Origin of the sequence: Parahaliea maris, from assembly GCF_008064665.1 — a bacterium.
Taxonomy (GTDB): domain Bacteria; phylum Pseudomonadota; class Gammaproteobacteria; order Pseudomonadales; family Halieaceae; genus Parahaliea; species Parahaliea maris.
The window spans coordinates 1-18,165 of the sequence record NZ_VRZA01000009.1; the positions used below are offsets into that span (position 1 = coordinate 1).

The window sequence follows — 18,165 nt, forward strand, 5'->3', positions numbered from 1 at the left end:
ATCGTTATTACAGCCCCATTAAACAAAAGCCCCGGTCTTACGACCAGGGCTTTTGAAGGTACTTTGTCAGCAGTCTGAGGCGCTGCCCGTGAGGACAGCGCCTTTTTCATTCCAGAGGGTGTTACATCACGCCATAGGCCAGCATGGCCGATGCCACCTTGTTGAAGCCGGCGATGTTGGCGCCACGGAAATAATCCACGTGTCCTTCCGAGGTCGTGCCGAACTCCACACACTGGTCGTGAATACCGCGGATGATGGCGCGCAGCCGTTCGTCCACTTCCTCCCGGGTCCAGGACAGGCGGAGGCTGTTCTGGCTCATCTCCAGGCCGGACACGCCTACCCCGCCAGCGTTGGCTGCCTTGGAGGGAGCATGGAGCAGGGCCGGGAAATCCTGGATGACCTTGATGGCCTCAGGGGTGGTGGGCATGTTGGCGCCCTCGGAAATGCCCCGGCAGCCGTTGTTGATCAGCAACTTGGCCTCTTCACCGTCGATCTCGTTCTGGGTCGCACAGGGGAAGGCCAGGTCGCAGGGCACGCCCCAGGGTTCCTCGCCCTCGTGATACTTGGCGCCGAACTCGTGGGCATACTCCTCGATGCGCCCCCGCCGCTTGTTCTTCAGGTCCATGACCCATTGGAGTTTCTCGTGGGTAAAGCCTTCCTCGTCGTAAACGAAGCCTGAGGAGTCGGACAGGGTGACCACCTTGGCGCCGAGCTGGAGCAATTTCTCGGCGCAGTAGGTCGCCACGTTGCCGGAGCCGGACACCACACAGACCTTGCCGTCGATGCTCTCCCCGTGATGGGTGAGCATGTCCTGCATCATGTAGACGGCACCGTAGCCCGTCGCCTCGGTGCGGATCAGGCTGCCGCCGAATTCCAGTGCCTTGCCCGTCAACACCCCTTCGAAGCGGTTCTCCAGGCGTTTGTACTGGCCGAACATGTAACCCACTTCCCGGGCGCCCACGCCGATATCGCCAGCGGGCACGTCGGTATCAGGGCCGATATGCTTGGCCAGCTCGGTCATGAAGGCCTGGCAGAAACGCATCACTTCCAGGTCAGACTTGCCCTTGGGGTTGAAGTCGGCGCCGCCCTTGCCGCCGCCCATCGGCAGGCCGGTGAGGCTGTTCTTGAACACCTGCTCGAAGGCCAGGAACTTGAGCACCGACTGGGTCACCGTGGGGTGGAAGCGGATGCCGCCCTTGTAGGGGCCAATCGCGTTGTTCTGCTGGACCCGGTAACCGCGGTTGACGCGGATGTCGCCGCTGTCGTCCTGCCACACCACGCGGAAGGAGATGATCCGGTCCGGCTCGGTCATGCGCTCGAGGATTTTCAGGTCTTTGTAGATGGGTTTGTCTGAGATATAGGGAATGATATCCATGGCCACCTCGTGTACCGCCTGGTGGAACTCGGGCTCTCCCGGGTTCCGGCGCTGTACACCCTCCATAAAGGTAGCCAGGTCCTCTGCCTGATGTGTGCTCATGCCTTCTCCTTAGCTTTATTGATGCGGCGCTGCCGCCCCTACTTGAGCATAGTCGGCAATACCGTCAACACAAGGTGACAGCGAGATGAAAGCCGCATTTAGGTTGGCCAAATTCACTGTCGCGCCCGTATAATCCGCCGCATGATTACCGCCCTGATTGCCGTACTGGTCGGCCTCGTTCTCCTTTTATGGAGTGCAGACAAATTCATCGATGGTGCCGCCTCCATCGCCAGCCATTTCGGGATGCCCACCCTGCTGATTGGCATGGTGATCCTGGGCTTTGGCACTTCCGCTCCGGAAATGCTGGTTTCAGCCCTCGCCGCCATGCAGGGCAACCCCAGCCTGGCGCTGGGCAATGCCTATGGCTCCAATATTGCCAATATTGCCCTGGTTCTCGGCATCACTGCCCTGATCAGCCCGATCGCGGTGCAGTCACAGATTCTGCGCAAGGAATTGCCGATCCTCAGTGGCATCACTGGCCTGGCCATTCTGCAGTTGCTGGACGGCAACCTGTCCCGCGGCGATGCGCTGCTGCTGCTCGGGGTATTCTTCGTGTTAATGGCATGGACCATTATCCAGGGCATGCGGGAGAAAGACGACACGCTGGGGATCGAACTGGACCAGGAGATTCCGGGCCGGGTCCTGCCGCTGAACAAGTCCTGGCTGTGGCTGGCGGTGGGCCTGGTAATCCTGCTGGCCAGTTCACGCCTGCTGGTGTGGGGCGCCATCGACCTGGCCCGTGGCTTTGGTGTCAGCGAATTGATTATCGGCCTGACCATTGTCGCGGTGGGCACCTCATTGCCCGAACTGGTGTCTTCAGTGCTGGCCGCGCGCAAGGGTGAGCACGATATGGCACTGGGAAACGTCATCGGCTCCAACCTGTTCAACACCCTGGCGGTGGTCGGTATCGCCGGCTCTATCAGCCCCTTCGCGGTGGAGCAGGATATTATCAACCGGGACGTGAGTATCATGGCGCTGCTCACCGTGTCCCTGTTCGTGATCGGCTTCAGCTTCCGCAAGGGCAGCCGTCGCATCAACCGCTACGAGGGCGGCGCCCTGCTGGCCTGTTTCTGTGCCTACCTGGCCTACCTCGTTCACACCTACCTGGCACCCAGCGCTGGCGCCATCATCAGCTAGCACTCAACCCGGCAGAAGGCTCAGCGCGGCGGGTCCACCCGCTCAGCGGTGGAGGTGTTCACCCGGAACCAGCCGGCAATGGAGTGCCGATCCCGCTGGGCCGGCAGCACCTCGTGGGGGAACTCCTCGCTGAGGAAGACCACCAGGGTGCCCAGTGCGGGTACCACCTTGAGGGTTTGCTCGCCGCTCTCGTCCAGGTACATCAGCAACTCGCCGCCGTCATCCGGCTGCCAGCCCCGGTTCAGGTAAGCCACCAGCGACAGGACCCGGTTGGTCTCACCGCGGAAGGCGTCCAGGTGCTTGCGATAGAAGTCCCCGGGGCCGTAGTGGGCGAAGTGGGACTCGAAGGAGAACAACCCCAACAGCAATTGCCGGTTGAGGAACTGCTGCAAGCGGGCGCTCCAGTCCAGCCAGGCCTGTCCCGCGGGGGACTCCCCGGTAATCCAGCAGATTTCATCCGACCGCACAAAGCGGTTGTGGGTGTGCTCCCCCTCCCGGCCCACCCCGGCCCGGGCGAACCGGCTCCCGGGCATGGTGTCCAGATGGCCCAGCAGCGCTTCACTTAAAGAAAGGGGCAGAGCACCCGGACAAATGGCATAGCCACGCTCCCGCAGGTCACGGGCGATATGCTGGAACAGGAGTTCGTCGTCCCCGCTATCGGGACTGAAGGCAAGGATGTCGGGCGCGGTCATCGGAGGCTTCCGGGAAAGCCCGCGCCCACCGGAGTGGCGGGGTCAGGGCGGCGGGATTATAGGGCCGCCGCCCCGCTGGCGCTATACCAGCTCGAACAGATTTTCCTTCTGGAATGGCCGGGCGGAGGCGAGCTCGCCACCGCGGACCAGCGCCGCCCAGTCGGGGTTGGCGATCAGGGCACGGCCCACGGCGACCAGGTCAAACTCCCCGGCCTCCAGCCGCCGCAGCAGATCGTCCAGGCTGGCCGGTTCCGCCTCGCGGAAAGTGGATTCGCCGGGTACCGGGAGAAAGTCCTCGGTGAGGCCGACACTGCCCACGGTGATGGCCGGCTTGCCGGTGATCTTGCGGGTCCAGCCCGCCAGGTTGAGGTCTGAGCCCTCGAATTCAGGCTCCCAGAAACGGCGGGTGGAACAGTGGAAAATATCCACCCCCGCTGCGACCAGCGGTGTCAGGAACTGTTCCAGTTCCGCCGGAGACAGCGCCAGCCGCGCCGTGTAGTCTTGCTGCTTCCATTGCGACCAGCGCAGGATGATCGGAAAGTCCGGCCCCACCGCATCGCGCACGGCCTCGATAATTTCCACGGCAAAGCGACCCCGGCGCTCCATCGAGCCGCCGTAGGCATCCTCCCGCACATTGGTGCCCGCCCAGAAGAACTGGTCGATCAGGTAGCCGTGCGCGCCGTGCAGCTCCACCGCGTCAAAGCCCAGGCGTTTGGCGTCTGCCGCGCCGCGGGCAAAAGCAGCCACCACGTCGTTGATATCGTCCTGGGTCATGATGTGACGATTGACCTTGCCGGGTACGTTCATGCCCGAGGGGGTATAGCCCGGCACATCCCCTTCAGGAGGCGTACCGGCTTTGCGCATGCCGCCGCAGTGCCAGAGCTGGGGGGCAATTTTGCCACCCTCGGCATGCACTGCCTCCACCACCTTCTGCCAGCCTGTCAGGCGCTCCTCACCGTGGAAGTAGGGTACGTCCGGGTAGCCGCTGGCCGCGATGTGGTCGATGCAGGTACCCTCGGTGACGATCAGCCCAACGCCGCCAGCGGCCCGGCGGCGGTAATACTCCACCACCTTGTCGCCCGGTACATTGCCCGGCGAAAAGTTGCGGGTCATCGGGGCCATCACGATACGGTTGGCCAGGCTCAGGGGGCCGTACTGGAAGGGCTGGAACAGGGGGGCGGCATCACTCACTGGGTAACTCCACTAGCTGGTTTCAGGGCGGCCGGCAGGATAGCACTTTCTGTCCGCCAGCGTTGGTCCAACGGCACCGAATGCCTGTGCGAGACACGGACCAGACAGCGGTATGACAACGTTGTCTAAAGACCCTCTCTCCGCTACACTGGGCGCCAGTATGAAAGCGGGCAATCTGCCGCGGTAGGGGGTATCAAGGGGCATGAAAGCCACCATCAAGGACGTCGCCAAGCTGGCAGGCGTTTCCTTCAAAACGGTTTCCCGGGTCATCAACCGGGAGCCCTCGGTAGGAGAGGAACTGCAAGAACGGGTGTGGGCGGCCATCAAGGAGCTCAATTACCAGCCCAATATCTCCGCCCGGCAACTGCGCGGCGCCGCCAGTTTTATCGCCTTCATCTATGACAACCCCAACAGCCACTACGTGATCGAGATGCAGCACGGCCTGCTGGCGGAATGCCGCGCCCAGGGCTACGAACTGTTGATCCACCCGCTGGCCGCCGGCTCCGGCGACACCATGGCTGACCTCGAGCAGCTTCTCAGTACCGGACACATCGCCGGCCTGGTACTGACCCCGCCCTTTTCCGAGAATCCGGAGCTGATCGCCGCCCTGCGGGAGCGCAAGTTGCCCTTTGTACGCATCGTATCCGGCTCCTCGGACCCGGCCGAACCGGAGCCCTGCATCTACGTGGACGACTACCAGGCTGCCTTCGATATTACCGACTACCTCGCAGGCCTCGGCCATCGCCGCATCGCCTTCCTCGGCGGCGAGGACATCCACCGCTCCAGCGTGGAACGGCGGCACGGCTACCTGGCGGCGCTGGCCGAACACGGTATCGATGAGGACCCGGCGCTGATCGTACCGGGCGAGTTCAACTTCGACTCGGGCGCCGACCGCACCCGGCGCCTGCTCGCCATGCAACCGCGACCTACCGCCATCTTCGCCGCCAACGACGAAATCGCCGCGGGCGCGCTGTTCTCGGCGCGCATCAACCAGGTGGCGGTGCCCCAGGAACTGTCTATCGTCGGCTTCGAGGACAGCCCGTTCTCGCGCCAGACCTGGCCCAAGCTAACCACCGCCCACCAGCCCAACGGCGACATCGCTGGCAGCGCTGCCAGCCACCTGATCGCCAGCATACGCGCCAGCCGCAATGGCTCCGCCGCCAGCCATCAGGATTCGCCAGATAGCGATGCCTCCCTGCCCGACAACGGCTTCCGCCCGCAACTGGTGGTGCGGGATTCCACCTGCCCGGCGCCCCAATGAGCCAGACCCTGCGAGCCCGGCGCCTGTTCGACGGCGAACAGTGGCGCGAGGATTGTGCGGTACTGATCCAACAGGGCCTTATCGACGCCATCCTGCCGGCAGCCGAACTGCCGCCGGGTACGGAGACGATCGACCTTGAAGATGGCCTGCTGGCACCAGGGTTCATCGATATCCAGGTCAATGGCGGCGGCGGGGTACTGTTCAATAACCAGCCCGATGCCGCCGGCGTGGAGCGAATGGTGGCCGCCCACCGGGCCACCGGAACCACGGCCCTGTTACCGACCCTGATCAGCGACACCCCCGCCGTGCACCGCGCCGGCGTGCAGGCGGTACTGTCGGCCCAGGGTGCGGGCAATCCCGGTGTACTGGGCATTCACATTGAAGGCCCCTTTTTCGAGGTGGCCCGCCGCGGCACCCACCGGAAAGACCGTATTCGCCAGCCAGAGCAGCACGATATCGACTGGCTGGCCAGTCTCGGTACCCAGCTCAGCACCGTGCTGACGGCCGCACCGGAGCACCTGCCGCCGGGGACGATAGCCGCGCTCACTGCGGCTGGCGTGCTGGTGTGTGCCGGGCATACCAATGCCAGCTATCAGCAGATTGTAGCGGCGCGGGCGGAGGGTCTGCGGGGCTTCACCCACCTGTTCAATGCCATGAGCCCACTGACCGCCCGGGAGCCCGGGGTGGTCGGCGCCGCCCTGGACGCGCCCGACTGCTGGGTGGGTATCATCGCCGACGGCCATCACGTGCACCCGGCCAGCATTCGCATTGCCCATCGCACCCTGCCACCCGGGCGCCTCTGCCTGGTGACCGACGCCATGTCGACGGTAGGTGACGACAAGGACTGGTTTGAGATTTACGGTGAGCGAATCCAGGTGCGTGAAGGACGCCTGGTCAACGCCGAGGGCGCCCTGGCGGGCAGCGCCATTGGCATGATCGACGCCGTCCGCTACTGCCATCAGCAGGTCGGTATCGAACTCGCCGAGTGCCTGCGCATGGCCTCCCTCTACCCCGCCACTTTCCTGCGCCGCGAGCAGCAACTGGGGCGTATCGCCCCGGGCTTCCGCGCCGACTTCGTGCGCCTGGACGACAACCTGCAGGTACTGGATACCTGGGTCGCCGGCGCGCGGGAAACACACCGCAGCAACTGATACAGGCCTGCCGATGAAAGTCGTCATACTCGACACCCCCACCGATGTTGCGCGCTACGGTGCCGACCTGTTCCAGCAGCAACTGCAACGCAATCCGGCCTCGGTATTCGGCCTCGCCACCGGCTCTACGCCAGTACAGCTGTACCGGGAGTTGATCGAGCGCAACCGGCAGGGCTTGCTGAGCTTTCGCGAGGTCCGCACCTTCAATCTGGATGAGTACATGGACCTGCCGGCGACGCACCCGCAAAGCTACCGCCACTTCATGAACAGCGAGTTCTTTGATCACATCGACATCGACCCGGCCAATACCCGGGTGCCCCCCGGTGACGCCGCCGACCCCATCGCCGCCTGCACCGACTATGAACGCGCCATTGCCGATGCCGGGGGTATCGACATCCAGTTACTGGGGATCGGCCGCAATGGGCACATCGGTTTCAATGAACCCACCTCCTGCCTGACCTCCCGCACCCGGGTGAAAACCCTCACCCGGGAAACCATCGAGGACAACGCGCGTTTTTTCAGCGCAGGCGAACACCAGCCCCACCTGTCGGTGACCATGGGCATCGGGACGATCATGGAAGCGCGGCTGGTCCTGTTACTGGCCACCGGCGAGAGCAAGGCCGCAGCGGTGAAAGCGATGGTAGAGGGGCCGGTCTCGGCCTGGTGTCCGGCCTCCGCGCTACAGATGCACCCGGCTGCCGTGGTGCTGGTGGACGAGGCGGCGGCCAGCCAGCTCAGCAACCCTGGATTCTTCAAGCATATCGAGGCTGAAAACCAGGCGCTGCTGGCAAGGCTGGGACATTGCCCATAGGGGTCAGAGCCCAGCCTAATCCTCCAGCCGATCCCACCAGAACTTCTTCAGCAGCCAGCTGGTCAGCGCCAGCACGCCCAGGCTCCACAACAGGTTGTCGGTGGCCCGGATCATGGCGAACATCGGGATCACCACCAGGGTCATCTGCCAGATAATCCCCAGGATCACGTTGCCGAGATCGCGCCAGTAGTCGCGGTTGGGCCGGAAGGTTGGGTCCTCCGCCTGCACCAGCCGGGCCACCGGCCCCCACCAGCCCCAGGGGCGGGTCTGGCGGTAGAACTGTTTGAGCTGTTCCTCTTCGACCGGGGGTGTCAGCAGGCACCCCACCACGCTGCCGAGCGCGGCCACGGCCAGCAACAGGGGAAACTGCTGTATCGCCAGCCATTGCAGGCCAGCAGCTTCCAGCGCCGGGGGAATCACCGCCACCCCGAGCATGCCCGCCGCCATCCCGGCGAAGTAGCCGAAACCATTGAAACGCCACCACAGCCACTTCAGCACGTTGGAGGCCACGTAGCTGCCGTAGAGCAGGCCCACGATCCAGTCAGTACGGGCCTGGATATTGCCGCCGGCGAAACCGAAGTAGAGCCCCGTCAGTACCAGACCACCGGTCACAAGATAGCCAAGGCGCACGTAACTGCGGTCACTGGCATTCTCGTTGATGTACTTGCGGTAAATATCGTTGACCACGTAGGCGGAGCCGGCGTTGATAAAAGCGGCGAAGGTGGACATGAACGCCGCCAGCAGACCCGCCAGCAGCAGGCCGCGGAAGCCGGCGTCCACATACTCGGAGATGGCGTAGGGCAGGACCTGCTCAAAATCGAGCCGGCCCTCGCTGTCCAGCAGCGCATCCGTGTCCATGTACACCAGCGCCAGCACGGTAATACCGGCAATCATGAAATAGCGCGGGAATGACAGCACCAGCGGCGTCAGGCCGAACATTTTCGCCGCCTCTGCCGGTGAACGGGTGCCCAGTACCCGCTGCATGTCATAGCTGGGCACCGGGCCCGCCAGGCTGGCGAACACGCCCTTGAAGATCATCAGCATGAACAGGAAGCCGAAAGCACTGTAGCCGTCATCGGTAATGCGCTGGTCCGCCGCGGGCAACAGGGATGACCAGTCCAGGCCCAGCTCCCAGCCAAACCACAGGCTGTCCCAGCCAGCCGGGACCGCCGCCTGGATCTGCTCGGCACTGGTGGCGCCAAAGGCGATAAAGCCAACGATCAGGCAGGCAATGGTCATCACCACGAACTGCATGACCTCGGTACCCACCACGCTGTAAAAGCCGCCCTTGAGGGTATAGATCGTAGTGAGCCCTATAATGATCAGGGCGTAGGCGTCCTCGCTCGCAAACTGCAGCCCGGCGAACGAAAAGGCCAGGTCCCAGGGCAGGAACTGGGCGGAAAACTTGCCGATGCCCTCGACAAAATAGGCCATGAAGGCGATCACGATGATCACCGCAAACAGCACCGTGACTATGTGCGCAAGCCGCCCTCCCGGGCTGTCGCCAAAGCGAAAGCTGATCCACTCGGCCCCGGTCAGTACATTGGAACGGCGCATCCAGATGGCCAGGAAGACCATCATGATGATCTGGTTCCACACCGGCCAGAGCCAGGGAATCCACGCGCTCTTCACCCCGTAAACAAACAGCCAGGCCACCGCAATCATGGTGCCGGAGACATCGAACATCCCCGAGGCATTGGACAACCCCAACAGGTACCAGGGAATGTCGTTGCCGGCGAGGAAATAGGTCTTGAGGTTGCGGCTGGCAAGCCGCGACAACCACAGGCCGAGGCCGATGCTGCCCACCAGGAACAGGGCGATGATCAGGATATCGATGGTAGCGAGCTTCATGCGGCCTCGTTCGGGAAGTATCGGGTTTGCTCAGTCCACGACGAGTTCGTCGAGGTAGAGTGGGAAACGCTGTAGTTGACGCGTTTCCGGGCTGTAGTATTGAAGGCTGTTGTCCAGCTGCAGGCGCAGGTAGCGCGCGCTGTGCCCGGCCAGGGGTATATCCAGCGCACCGTCGGCGGCAATATCCGCCTCGTCCAGCGCTGCCAGTGGCTGCCACCGCTGCCCATCGCTCGAGCCCAGCAGGCGAACTCCGGCGGGCCGGGCCAGTTGCCGGTGTGCGCCCGCCTCCACATTGCAACGCAGGCGCTGCAGGGATGTCACCTGTTCCAGGTCAACCACGATGTCGGCACCGGTGCCTGCAAACTCCACCCACTCGTGGTACTGAAAGATGCGCTCGTTGTTGCGACAACCGTTGGTCAGTAGCGCCAGCTCCGGCGCCCGCTGCAAGCCGTCTTCGCGCCAGTGGTACACCTGCCGGTGCAGGGCGCGATGGGCCGCAAGGTGCAGGCGTTCATCGCCGTGCACGGTGCCATTGGCGTCGATGCCGACGGCCCGCAGGACCCACTCCCCGCTGACCGCAAGTTCCCCGTTATAACCAACGCTGTCCGGCCCGGGCGGGCTGCCATCGGTGGTGTAGTGGATTGCTACGTCGGGGAAGTCACAGCACAGGCCAACCCGCAGAACGCCATCCCGCACACTGCTCACCACGGCAGCAGGCTTGCAAGCGCTGTCGGCCACGGTATAGCCCCGCAGGCGCAAGCGGTCTACCAAGGTGGGGAGGCGCCTGCAGAAGTCGCCCCAATTGCGCGATTCGCCGGTCCACAGCACTTCAGCGAGGGCCGACAACCTTGGCAGCAGCGCGTACTCTACCGCGGCGGGCGTGGCCAGGTACTCTGTCCACACGTTGCCCTGGCCACCCAGAATTGGCGCCGAGGCGCCCGCTGCGAGGCCGAAGGGGTCGAACTCGTAGACCTTGCGCAGGGGCGTCAGTCCGTGGATGGCCGCCGGCTCGTCGAGGGAAGTGGACTGGTAAAAATCGAAGTACACCCGGTCCACCGGTGTCAGCACGGTCGGGTAGCCCGCCTCCAGGGCGCGCACTCCGGCGCTGGCATTCCAGCACATCACGGTGGTGTCGCGGGGCACGTCGCCGTCCATGACCTCATCCCAGCCGATCACCTTTTTGCCCAGCCCTTTGAGCATGTGGGCCACCCGGGCCACGAAATAGCCGTGCAGCCCGTCCTCGTCACCGAGTTGCTTATCCGCAATGAGTTGCTGGCAGTGCGGGCAATGGCGCCAGGCAGCCTTGACCACCTCGTCACCACCGATGTGGACGCAGTCACCAGGGAACAGGCCCGCCACCTCGGAAAACAGTTCGCCGAGGAAGGTAAAGGTTTCCTCTTTCGGGCACAGCACGTCCGGGAAAATCCCGAAGTGGGCCTCCACCTCATAGTTCCCCGGGGCGCAGGCCAGCTCCGGGTGGGCCGCCAGCAGCGCTGCGGCGTGGCCGGGAATATCGATCTCGGGTACGACCTCGATCTGCCGCTCACGGGCGTAGCTGACGATGTCGCGGATGTCCTGCTGGCTGTAAAAGCCACCGTAGGCTTGTTCCCGGTAGCGCTTCTCCCGGTTGGAGGTGTGCCCTTCCACGGTCCGGCTACGCCAGGCGCCGCGACCCGTCAGCGCCGGAAAGCGCGAGCTCTCCAGGCGCCAGCCCTGGTCGTCGGTCAGGTGCCAGTGGAAACGGTTCATCTTGTGCAGTGCCAGAAGGTCCAGGTAACGCTTGATAAAGGCCACCGGGAAGAAATGCCGCGAACAGTCGAGGTGCATGCCCCGCCACTCACAGGCGGGGCCATCCCGGAAGGTGACCGACGGCAGCGTTACGCCGGTTGCCGGCAATCCCCGGATATCGACCTCCACGGGAACCAGTTGCAGCAGGGTTTGCAGGGCGAACATCACACCGGCTTCCGCGCCCCCCGCCAGCCGCAGCCCGTCGGGGCGGATCTCCAGTTCATAGTGTTCAGGCCCGGGCAGGGACGCGTCGAGCTCCAGGGTCAGGGCCGGCGAGCCAGTCTCGTGACCTTCGTGACCTTCGTAACCTTCGTAACCTTCGTGCCCTTCGTAACCTTCGGCCGACCTCAGGCCCAGGGCGCTGCGCACCCTCTCCCCCACCCCGTCCAATACAGGTTCACCCACGATCAGTGGCGTTGCCGGCAGCAACAGGAACTGACCGCTGCCAGCACGGCTGTGTCGGGGTTGAGGAATGACGGGCTGAGGAATGACGGGAAGAAGCATCGGCGCAGTCTAGCTCACTCGTCTGTTCACTGCCGCGCTGTGGCGGGCCATGGCATAGCTGACCGCGCCTTCGTCGGGCTGGCCCTGGGCGGCGATAACCGCCGCCCGGCTCTCGGGCGACAACCAGGGCACGAGACGTTGCCCCAGCCCACCGAGCAGGGCGAAGCGCTCGGCACCGTGGGCAAACAGTTTTGCCGCGAGCGCATCCAGGTAGGCGGCCGCCTCCTCCATGATCGCCGTAGCCACCGCGTCACCGGCTTCGGCACAGGCCAGCACCACTGGCGCCAGCGCACCGTAGTCGCGCGACCGGGCACCGGCCATGGCCGCGACCAGGTTCAGGCCACGGGCGTGCAAATGCGCTTCTGTCGCTGCCAGCAGTGCCGTTTGTGGGCCGAGTCCGTCCAGGCACAACAGGGCCGCCTTCAGGCCCTCGAGGCCCAGCCAGGCGCCGCTGGCCTTGTCGCCGAAGGGAAATCCATGAGCACCGTAACTGTGACTGTCTCCGCGTTCGCACACGTAGCCCACCGAGCCGGTGCCCACCACGATCACCGCGCCATCCTCGCCGCCATGGGCGCCGAGGCAGGCAATATGGATGTCGGTGGTCAGGTACAGTGCGGCAAAGGGGTTGGACCACAGGGACATCTGTTCATACACCCGCGGGATATTCACGCCCGCCAGCCCCACCCCGGCAATCACCCCGCCCAGCGCCTGCCCGCCCAGGCCGGCCTGGGCCAGGGCCTCGGTGCTGGCACGGGTGATGGAGTCACAGGCCTGTTCCAGGTTCTGGAACGGGTTGGCCGGGCCGGAGATACCGCAGCCCAATGTACGCCCGGTTGCGTCGGTCAACAGTGCCCGGCATTTGCTGCCGCCACCGTCGATGCCGAGATACAGGCGCGAGGCATCCGGAGTGTGTGAAGTCATGCTTGGGTTCCAGGGTTTACCGGGTAAAAAAAAGCTGGCTCCCCGGGTGGGAGAACCAGCCAAATGAAGCTGGGGTACAGGGGTTCCTGGCCCGGCTTTCGGGTGGGCGCCACCGCCGCAGCGCCCGACACACAGCTTTTGAGCAACGGGCTCCTAGAATCGGTAGTTCACACCGACCACGTAGCGGGCACCGTTGTCATAGAGTCGGGCCTTGCGTCCCGTGTCGATGTGGTAGTGCTCCAGTTCCTCGCCGGTGAGGTTGATACCTTCGAGCACCAGGTCGACGTTATCCCACACGGTCATGGTGATGTTGGCATCCAGCTGGCCGTAATCGTCGATGTACATCTCGGAACCGAACTCGCTCAGGCCGTCGTACCACTCGGTGCGGTAGTTGTAGCTCAGGCGGGCGCTGATCCAGTTGTTTTCGAAGTAGCCGGACAGGTTCGCCATATGCTGGGAGGAACCGGGCACCAGGCCAGAACCGGGGCGGCTGACCGGGTCGCGGGCATCGCGGCTGTCGGCATCGGTATAGGTGTAGTTGGCGATAATGCCGAAGTCACCAAAGGTCTGCTGGTAGCTGACTTCCAGGCCAGCCACATCCACGCCGTTGCCGTTGTTGGGCTGGACGAAAGTCACGTCCACATTGCGGTCCAGTTTCGGGTCGTACATGGACTCCACAGTGGTGCTGGAAACCAGCGAGTTGCTGATGTCCTTCTGGAAGTAGGTCACCGCCAGCATGGAGTGATCGGCAAAGTACCACTCATAGGCCAGGTCAAACTGGTTGGCGAGCTCCGGGTTCAGGTAGGGATTGCCGCGTACGCCGGTGCCGGTATCGAGGTTGGCAGAGGACTGGTTGGCAATCTTGATGTAGTCCGGGCGGGCCATCACCCGTGCCGCCGAGAAGCGCACGATGCTGTCGTCGGTCAGGTCAAAGGCCACGTTCAGGTTGGGCAGTACCTCGGTGTAGTCATGGTCCTCGGTGGCCAGGCTCACGTTGTAGCTGTCGCGGTCGTCGACCAGGTCTTCCAGCAACTCATAGCCGCCCAGCATGTCCAGGGACGCTGCCAGCCAGTCCCCTTCCCAGTTGTAACCGGTGGAAGCCACATCGGTCTGTACCACACGCACACCCACGTTGCCGCGGAAGCCCTCACCCTCGAAATCACCGGAGAAATAGGCCGCGTAGATTTTCTCGTTCACATCCCAGGTGTCCGGCAGGAACAGGATGGTGGCGGCGTTGGCATAGGCCTCCCGCGGGAAGATCACCGATTCCGCCCTGCCCACGTTCAGCAGCGGGTAGGGAGCACCCGACTCGTTGTAGGCGTAGTCACCCAGGGTACCGGCGCTCAGGTTGCCGTACAGCCAGCGGTTCCAGCCGGAGGTGTCGCTGCCACCGCCGTACTCGGTGGCATCCGCCGAGTGCATGGCGTCGGTCAGCCAGTGGAATCGTGTGCCGTTCTGGAACTGGCCCTTGTCGTGGTCGCGGTAGTACACCCCGGTCTTGAAGGTGTGGAAGATGCCCGCGTCGGCATCGAACTGCAGGTCCAGGCCAGCGTAATCTTCCTCGTCGGACATGATGCGCTGGTTTTCCATCATCCAGCCGAGTCCGCGCCCGAGCAGTTGCTCGTCGGTCTCCGGGCTGCCGCCGACAAAGGCGGTGGAGTTCAGGCCGTTGAAGCTGGAGCCGGACAGGAAGGTATCGAAACCGTACTGGCGGTCGCTGGACGTGCCGCCCTCCGCCTCGGTGTGGCCGGCGCGCAAAGTCAGAGTGGCACCGTCGAAATCGTGCAGGTATTCCAGGTCCAGGGATTCAGTTTCGCTGAAGGACTCGCGGTCGATGACATAGTACTCGGCGTAGTTATCGGCCACCTGGCCTGCTACCACACCGTCGCCCGCCAGTACCGCGCTGCTGGCGTCGATGGTGCCGCCACCCGCCTGGCCGTTAAACCACTGGTAGTTGTTGTGGTTGGTGTTGTTGGCATCCAGCTCGGAGTTCAGGTAGGTCGCCGTGAACTGGCCGCGCTCCGTGGGGCGCCACTGGCCGGTGGCCAGCGCGGTCTCGCGCTGACGCTCCTGGGTGAAGTAGGCGTCGCCCAGGGCCCGCGGGTTCCACACCTCGCCGAGGCCGAAGTTCTGGCGCTCGAAGCCGAGAATTTCGGTGCCTTCACGCAGCAGGGAACGATCCTGCCGGGTCAGTGAGATGTTAAAGCCCAGCGATTCCGCCTCGTTCTTCCACGAGTACAGGCCGGACACCAGCGGATCCACTTCTTCCGAGGTTTCGGAGTACATACCCTGAACCTGCAGGCTGCCACTGTTGGCGTCCATCTCCAGCGGGCGGCGGGTGCGCAGCATCACGGTGCCACCGAGCGAGCCTTCCTGGAGGTCAGCGCGCGGTGTCTTGTACACCTCCAGGGAGGAAACGATGTTGGAGGGCAGCAGGGTGTAGTTGAAGGCGCGGGACGGGTTGTCCAGCACAAACCAGTCCGCGGAAGCGACGGCGGCGCCGTTGAGCAAGGTACGGTTCTGGTTGGGGGAGGTACCGCGAACAGCGATCTTCTCACCCTCACCGAAGCCGCGGGTTACCGAGACACCGGTGATACGACTGAGTGAATCGGCCACGTTCTTGTCCGGGAACTTGCCCAGGTCTTCCGCGTTGATGGCGTCGACAATCGCGACGGCATTGCGCTTGGTTTCCAGTGATTCCTGCAGGCTGCCGCGGATACCGGTCACCACCACCTCTTCGAGGGCGGGTGCGGCCTCCTGGGCCTGCACCGCACCGGTGACTCCACAGAGGGCCAGGACCGACAGCGAGCTGTGCAGGAAGCGCGGTGTGAAACCGGAGATCGAGCGGATTGATGATGTCATTTTTTTCACAGGTTCCCCCTTGTGATTCTGCTTATTCAAGCGACTTGACCCTGTCCGACACAGCGACCTGAAACGGTGCGACCGTTTACGAGCAAAGACAACGTTGTCGCAGAGAACCCTACGCCTGCGGGACAACGTTGTCAACAGGTGAGAAAACACTTGTTCACCGCCCCTCCCCCGCAACGCCATCCCCGAGCGCTTTTATCGGGGGACACCCTCGGGCGCCACTGCCGGAGTCATCCCCGAGCGCCACTGTCGGGGGGCATCCCCCAATGCTTTTGTCGGTGGTCCGGCACTCCGGGATCCATTGTCCGCCGGGGTAATAACAATGGATCTCCGCCTTCGCGGAGATGACGCGAGGGTGGAGACTACGCGGGGACGGAGATGACGCGAGGGCAGAGATGACGCGGGGGGTGGATTTGGCCGGTGGCGGAGATGACGTGAGTGGGGCCCAGGGGCGCCTGACCCCTTCGATATGACAACGTTGCATACGGCATTCCATCCGGGATCTATTCCCCGCCAACCATCCAAAACGCCCGACCTTAGCCTAATCGACTGAAAATCAGCCAATTCAGCGGAAAGTCAGAAAGTAAGGCACTCCTGACAGCCTTGCCAGGCGCGGGTTTCAGGGCTAAGTGTTATTTGCGGCGGGAATGTTCCTGGTGCCCCGAAAAGGCCCCGTTACCGGGGCAAATGAGCTATGGGCCCAGAATAAATCGCGATCAGTCGACGTAAAATTTAACGTCAATTAGACTGGCCTATTCTCGATTGAAAATTCCCTCGATTTTCCAGGGAGCTAGAGATACATGGTGCAGACCGCCAGACCTATCTTTGGCCGCTTCTATGGCCTCATTAACATTCCCAAGTGCAAAAGCAGTGGATTTAAATTCACCAATATTCAAGGTCAGCGACACTGGGAACCACCGGCCTTATTACCTGTGCAGCTCCAATCTGCTGCTGTCAGTCATGCAGCTATCGTTCTGCTTGATCTGACACCCGCCTGAATGCGTCAGATGCTGCGCGCCGCAACCGCCTGTCCGGCACGGCGGCCAAAGAACGTTGCATCCCCTACAGACATGCCGCTGGCGTAGCCCTTCCCCGAACGCGGCAGACCAGCCGTCGCACGACCGGCGGCGTAGAGTCCGGGAATCGGCCTATCACTCACATCGAGTACTTCACCCGTCGTCCGCGTCTTCAAGCCCCCCAGGGTGAACATGAGCGGCCCGGCGGAACCCGGCACGATCACTGCTCGCATCTCATTGGCAGAATACTCCACCAGCGCGTAGGGCGGCTTGCTCAGAGGTTTGAGCCACTCCGCCGCCTTATGGAACAGGGGGTCCTCGCCCTGCGCCGCGTACTGGTTGAAGTAAGACACGGTTTGTTCCAGTTTGCCGGCGGGGAAAGGCGCCTCGGCGGCAACTTCCGCAATGGTGTCGCCAGTAGCCACCACCGGCGCTCGTTCCAGGTAGTCGGAGGCGGCATAGTCCTCCTCCTGTACCAGCAGGTAGAACTTCTGGCCCGGCTGCTGGCAGGAATACCAGGCCAGGCGCGCCAGGTAGGCATCTTCATTGATGTAACGCTCGCCGCGCGCATTGAGCAACACACCGTAAGTCAGTTTTGCTGGCGGATACAGAGGAAAGGACAGAAAGGCTTGGTCCATGTTGATCACCTGGCCACCGGCCGCCAGGCCCAGCACAATGCCATCGCCGATGTCATTACTGCTACCGTAGGGAACCGCATACTGGTTAATTTCCGGCAGGTACTGGCGGGTCATTTCCTGGTTCATTACAAAGCCGCCGGTCGTCAGCACCACTCCCCGATGCGCGCGGATACAAATTTCCCGGTTTTCACGCTTGGCTACCGCGCCGCAGATTGCCCCCTGCTCGTCCCGCAACAGCGCCAGCAGGCGGGTATCGGCCAGCACCTCGGCACCGGCCTCACTGACGCGCGCCATAATCGCATTCATGAACAGCTGGCCACCCTCATCGCCTTCCCTGGAGGGCACATGGCCCCGCGGCACGGGCGCAGCAACCCGGTTGAAGGGGTGCGACTTCTCATTGCCGGTGAACAGTAGCGACTCGTCGGTGAGCGGCACCACGGTACGCTCCAGGAAAGCCGCGCGCTTGTATGGCACGCCCAGTGATTCGGCCCAGTCGAAGTGTGCCGCCGCCCCTTCCGCATAGCAGCGGATTCGCTCGTCGTCGCCAAGTGGCCCCAGCGCCTCGCGCAGGTAGGCCGCCATGTTCTCGGTGGAGTCCTCAAAGCCGGTGGCTTTCTGGAGCGCGGTTCCGCCACTGCCACCAAGGTACATCTCGCAGCTGGACATCGCCGTCGCGCCACCCCCGGCACTGGCGCGTTCCAGTACCAACACCTGAGCTCCCGCCAGCGCCGCCTCGAGGGCCGCAGCTGCTCCGGCGCCGCCGTAGCCGCAAACAAGGACATCGGTTTCATAATCAAACCGTGCAACGGACTGTAGTGGGCGTATCTTGTCTACGGGCAGATTGGCGTTCATCAGCGAA

12 protein-coding genes are annotated in these 18,165 nt (G+C 63.5%); 4 read left to right on the forward strand and 8 right to left on the reverse strand.

Going from position 1 to position 18,165, the window contains the following annotated elements; all coding sequences use genetic code 11:
• Nucleotides 1–121: 121 nt before the first annotated feature.
• Nucleotides 122–1,477, reverse strand: a complete 1,356-nt coding sequence (gdhA, locus tag FV139_RS18910; protein WP_148070058.1) for an NADP-specific glutamate dehydrogenase — start codon at nt 1,475–1,477, stop codon at nt 122–124.
• Between the two features lie 141 nt (nt 1,478–1,618).
• Between gdhA and FV139_RS18915 the strand changes: the two genes are divergently transcribed.
• Nucleotides 1,619–2,614: a calcium/sodium antiporter gene (locus tag FV139_RS18915; protein ID WP_148070059.1), complete on the forward strand. Its 996-nt coding sequence runs from the start codon at nt 1,619–1,621 to the stop codon at nt 2,612–2,614.
• A gap of 20 nt (nt 2,615–2,634) precedes the next feature.
• Here FV139_RS18915 and FV139_RS18920 read toward each other — a convergent pair whose 3' ends face one another.
• Both FV139_RS18920 and FV139_RS18925 read right to left on the reverse strand, forming a co-directional pair.
• Entirely contained in the window at nt 2,635–3,306 is a 672-nt protein-coding gene (locus FV139_RS18920) for a 2OG-Fe(II) oxygenase (protein WP_148070060.1), read from the reverse strand.
• A gap of 81 nt (nt 3,307–3,387) precedes the next feature.
• Nucleotides 3,388–4,497 carry an NADH:flavin oxidoreductase gene (locus FV139_RS18925; protein WP_148070061.1) on the reverse strand — a complete coding sequence of 370 codons (1,110 nt, stop codon included), beginning with the start codon at nt 4,495–4,497 and terminating at the stop codon, nt 3,388–3,390.
• Nucleotides 4,498–4,699: 202 nt separating this feature from the next.
• On the opposite strand from FV139_RS18925, the gene FV139_RS18930 reads away from it, so the two are divergent.
• Genes FV139_RS18930 through nagB form a run of 3 tightly spaced genes read left to right on the forward strand, consistent with a single transcriptional unit; the run spans nt 4,700 to nt 7,720 of the window.
• Nucleotides 4,700–5,758: a LacI family DNA-binding transcriptional regulator gene (locus FV139_RS18930; RefSeq protein WP_148070062.1), complete on the forward strand. Its 1,059-nt coding sequence runs from the start codon at nt 4,700–4,702 to the stop codon at nt 5,756–5,758.
• Nucleotides 5,755–6,909, forward strand: coding sequence for an N-acetylglucosamine-6-phosphate deacetylase (gene nagA / locus FV139_RS18935; protein ID WP_148070063.1), 1,155 nt, complete (start codon nt 5,755–5,757; stop codon nt 6,907–6,909). The genes FV139_RS18930 and nagA overlap by 4 nt, the downstream gene beginning before the upstream one ends.
• A gap of 13 nt (nt 6,910–6,922) precedes the next feature.
• The gene (gene nagB, locus FV139_RS18940; protein WP_148070064.1) at nt 6,923–7,720 is read left to right on the forward strand and encodes a glucosamine-6-phosphate deaminase; all 798 of its coding nucleotides are present in this window, start codon (nt 6,923–6,925) and stop codon (nt 7,718–7,720) included.
• Between the two features lie 15 nt (nt 7,721–7,735).
• On the opposite strand, the gene FV139_RS18945 is transcribed toward nagB, so the two are convergent.
• From FV139_RS18945 to FV139_RS18965, 5 genes are all read right to left on the reverse strand, one after another.
• Nucleotides 7,736–9,571 (reverse strand): sodium:solute symporter family protein, encoded by a 1,836-nt coding sequence (locus tag FV139_RS18945; RefSeq protein WP_148070065.1) that lies wholly within the window; start codon nt 9,569–9,571, stop codon nt 7,736–7,738.
• A 30-nt stretch (nt 9,572–9,601) separates the two neighbouring features.
• Nucleotides 9,602–11,863 carry a beta-N-acetylhexosaminidase gene (locus FV139_RS18950; protein WP_148070066.1) on the reverse strand — a complete coding sequence of 754 codons (2,262 nt, stop codon included), beginning with the start codon at nt 11,861–11,863 and terminating at the stop codon, nt 9,602–9,604.
• A gap of 9 nt (nt 11,864–11,872) precedes the next feature.
• Nucleotides 11,873–12,784 (reverse strand): BadF/BadG/BcrA/BcrD ATPase family protein, encoded by a 912-nt coding sequence (locus FV139_RS18955; protein WP_148070067.1) that lies wholly within the window; start codon nt 12,782–12,784, stop codon nt 11,873–11,875.
• 153 nt (nt 12,785–12,937) lie between these two features.
• Nucleotides 12,938–15,646: a TonB-dependent receptor gene (locus FV139_RS18960; RefSeq protein ID WP_187276645.1), complete on the reverse strand. Its 2,709-nt coding sequence runs from the start codon at nt 15,644–15,646 to the stop codon at nt 12,938–12,940.
• A 1,009-nt stretch (nt 15,647–16,655) separates the two neighbouring features.
• Nucleotides 16,656–18,158, reverse strand: coding sequence for an FAD-dependent oxidoreductase (locus FV139_RS18965; RefSeq protein WP_148070069.1), 1,503 nt, complete (start codon nt 18,156–18,158; stop codon nt 16,656–16,658).
• Nucleotides 18,159–18,165: the final 7 nt, after the last annotated feature.

Excerpts from the sequence above, each read along its gene's own strand:
- FV139_RS18945 (WP_148070065.1), bottom strand. The coding sequence starts at position 9,571 with ATGAAGCTCGCTACCATCGATATCCTGATCATCGCCCTGTTCCTGGTG.
- FV139_RS18960 (WP_187276645.1), bottom strand. The coding sequence starts at position 15,646 with ATGACATCATCAATCCGCTCGATCTCCGGTTTCACACCGCGCTTCCTG.
- FV139_RS18965 (WP_148070069.1), bottom strand. The coding sequence starts at position 18,158 with ATGAACGCCAATCTGCCCGTAGACAAGATACGCCCACTACAGTCCGTT.
- FV139_RS18950 (WP_148070066.1), bottom strand. The coding sequence starts at position 11,863 with ATGCTTCTTCCCGTCATTCCTCAGCCCGTCATTCCTCAACCCCGACAC.
- nagB (WP_148070064.1), top strand. The coding sequence starts at position 6,923 with ATGAAAGTCGTCATACTCGACACCCCCACCGATGTTGCGCGCTACGGT.
- gdhA (WP_148070058.1), bottom strand. The coding sequence starts at position 1,477 with ATGAGCACACATCAGGCAGAGGACCTGGCTACCTTTATGGAGGGTGTA.
- nagA (WP_148070063.1), top strand. The coding sequence starts at position 5,755 with ATGAGCCAGACCCTGCGAGCCCGGCGCCTGTTCGACGGCGAACAGTGG.
- FV139_RS18955 (WP_148070067.1), bottom strand. The coding sequence starts at position 12,784 with ATGACTTCACACACTCCGGATGCCTCGCGCCTGTATCTCGGCATCGAC.
- FV139_RS18920 (WP_148070060.1), bottom strand. The coding sequence starts at position 3,306 with ATGACCGCGCCCGACATCCTTGCCTTCAGTCCCGATAGCGGGGACGAC.
- FV139_RS18915 (WP_148070059.1), top strand. The coding sequence starts at position 1,619 with ATGATTACCGCCCTGATTGCCGTACTGGTCGGCCTCGTTCTCCTTTTA.
- FV139_RS18930 (WP_148070062.1), top strand. The coding sequence starts at position 4,700 with ATGAAAGCCACCATCAAGGACGTCGCCAAGCTGGCAGGCGTTTCCTTC.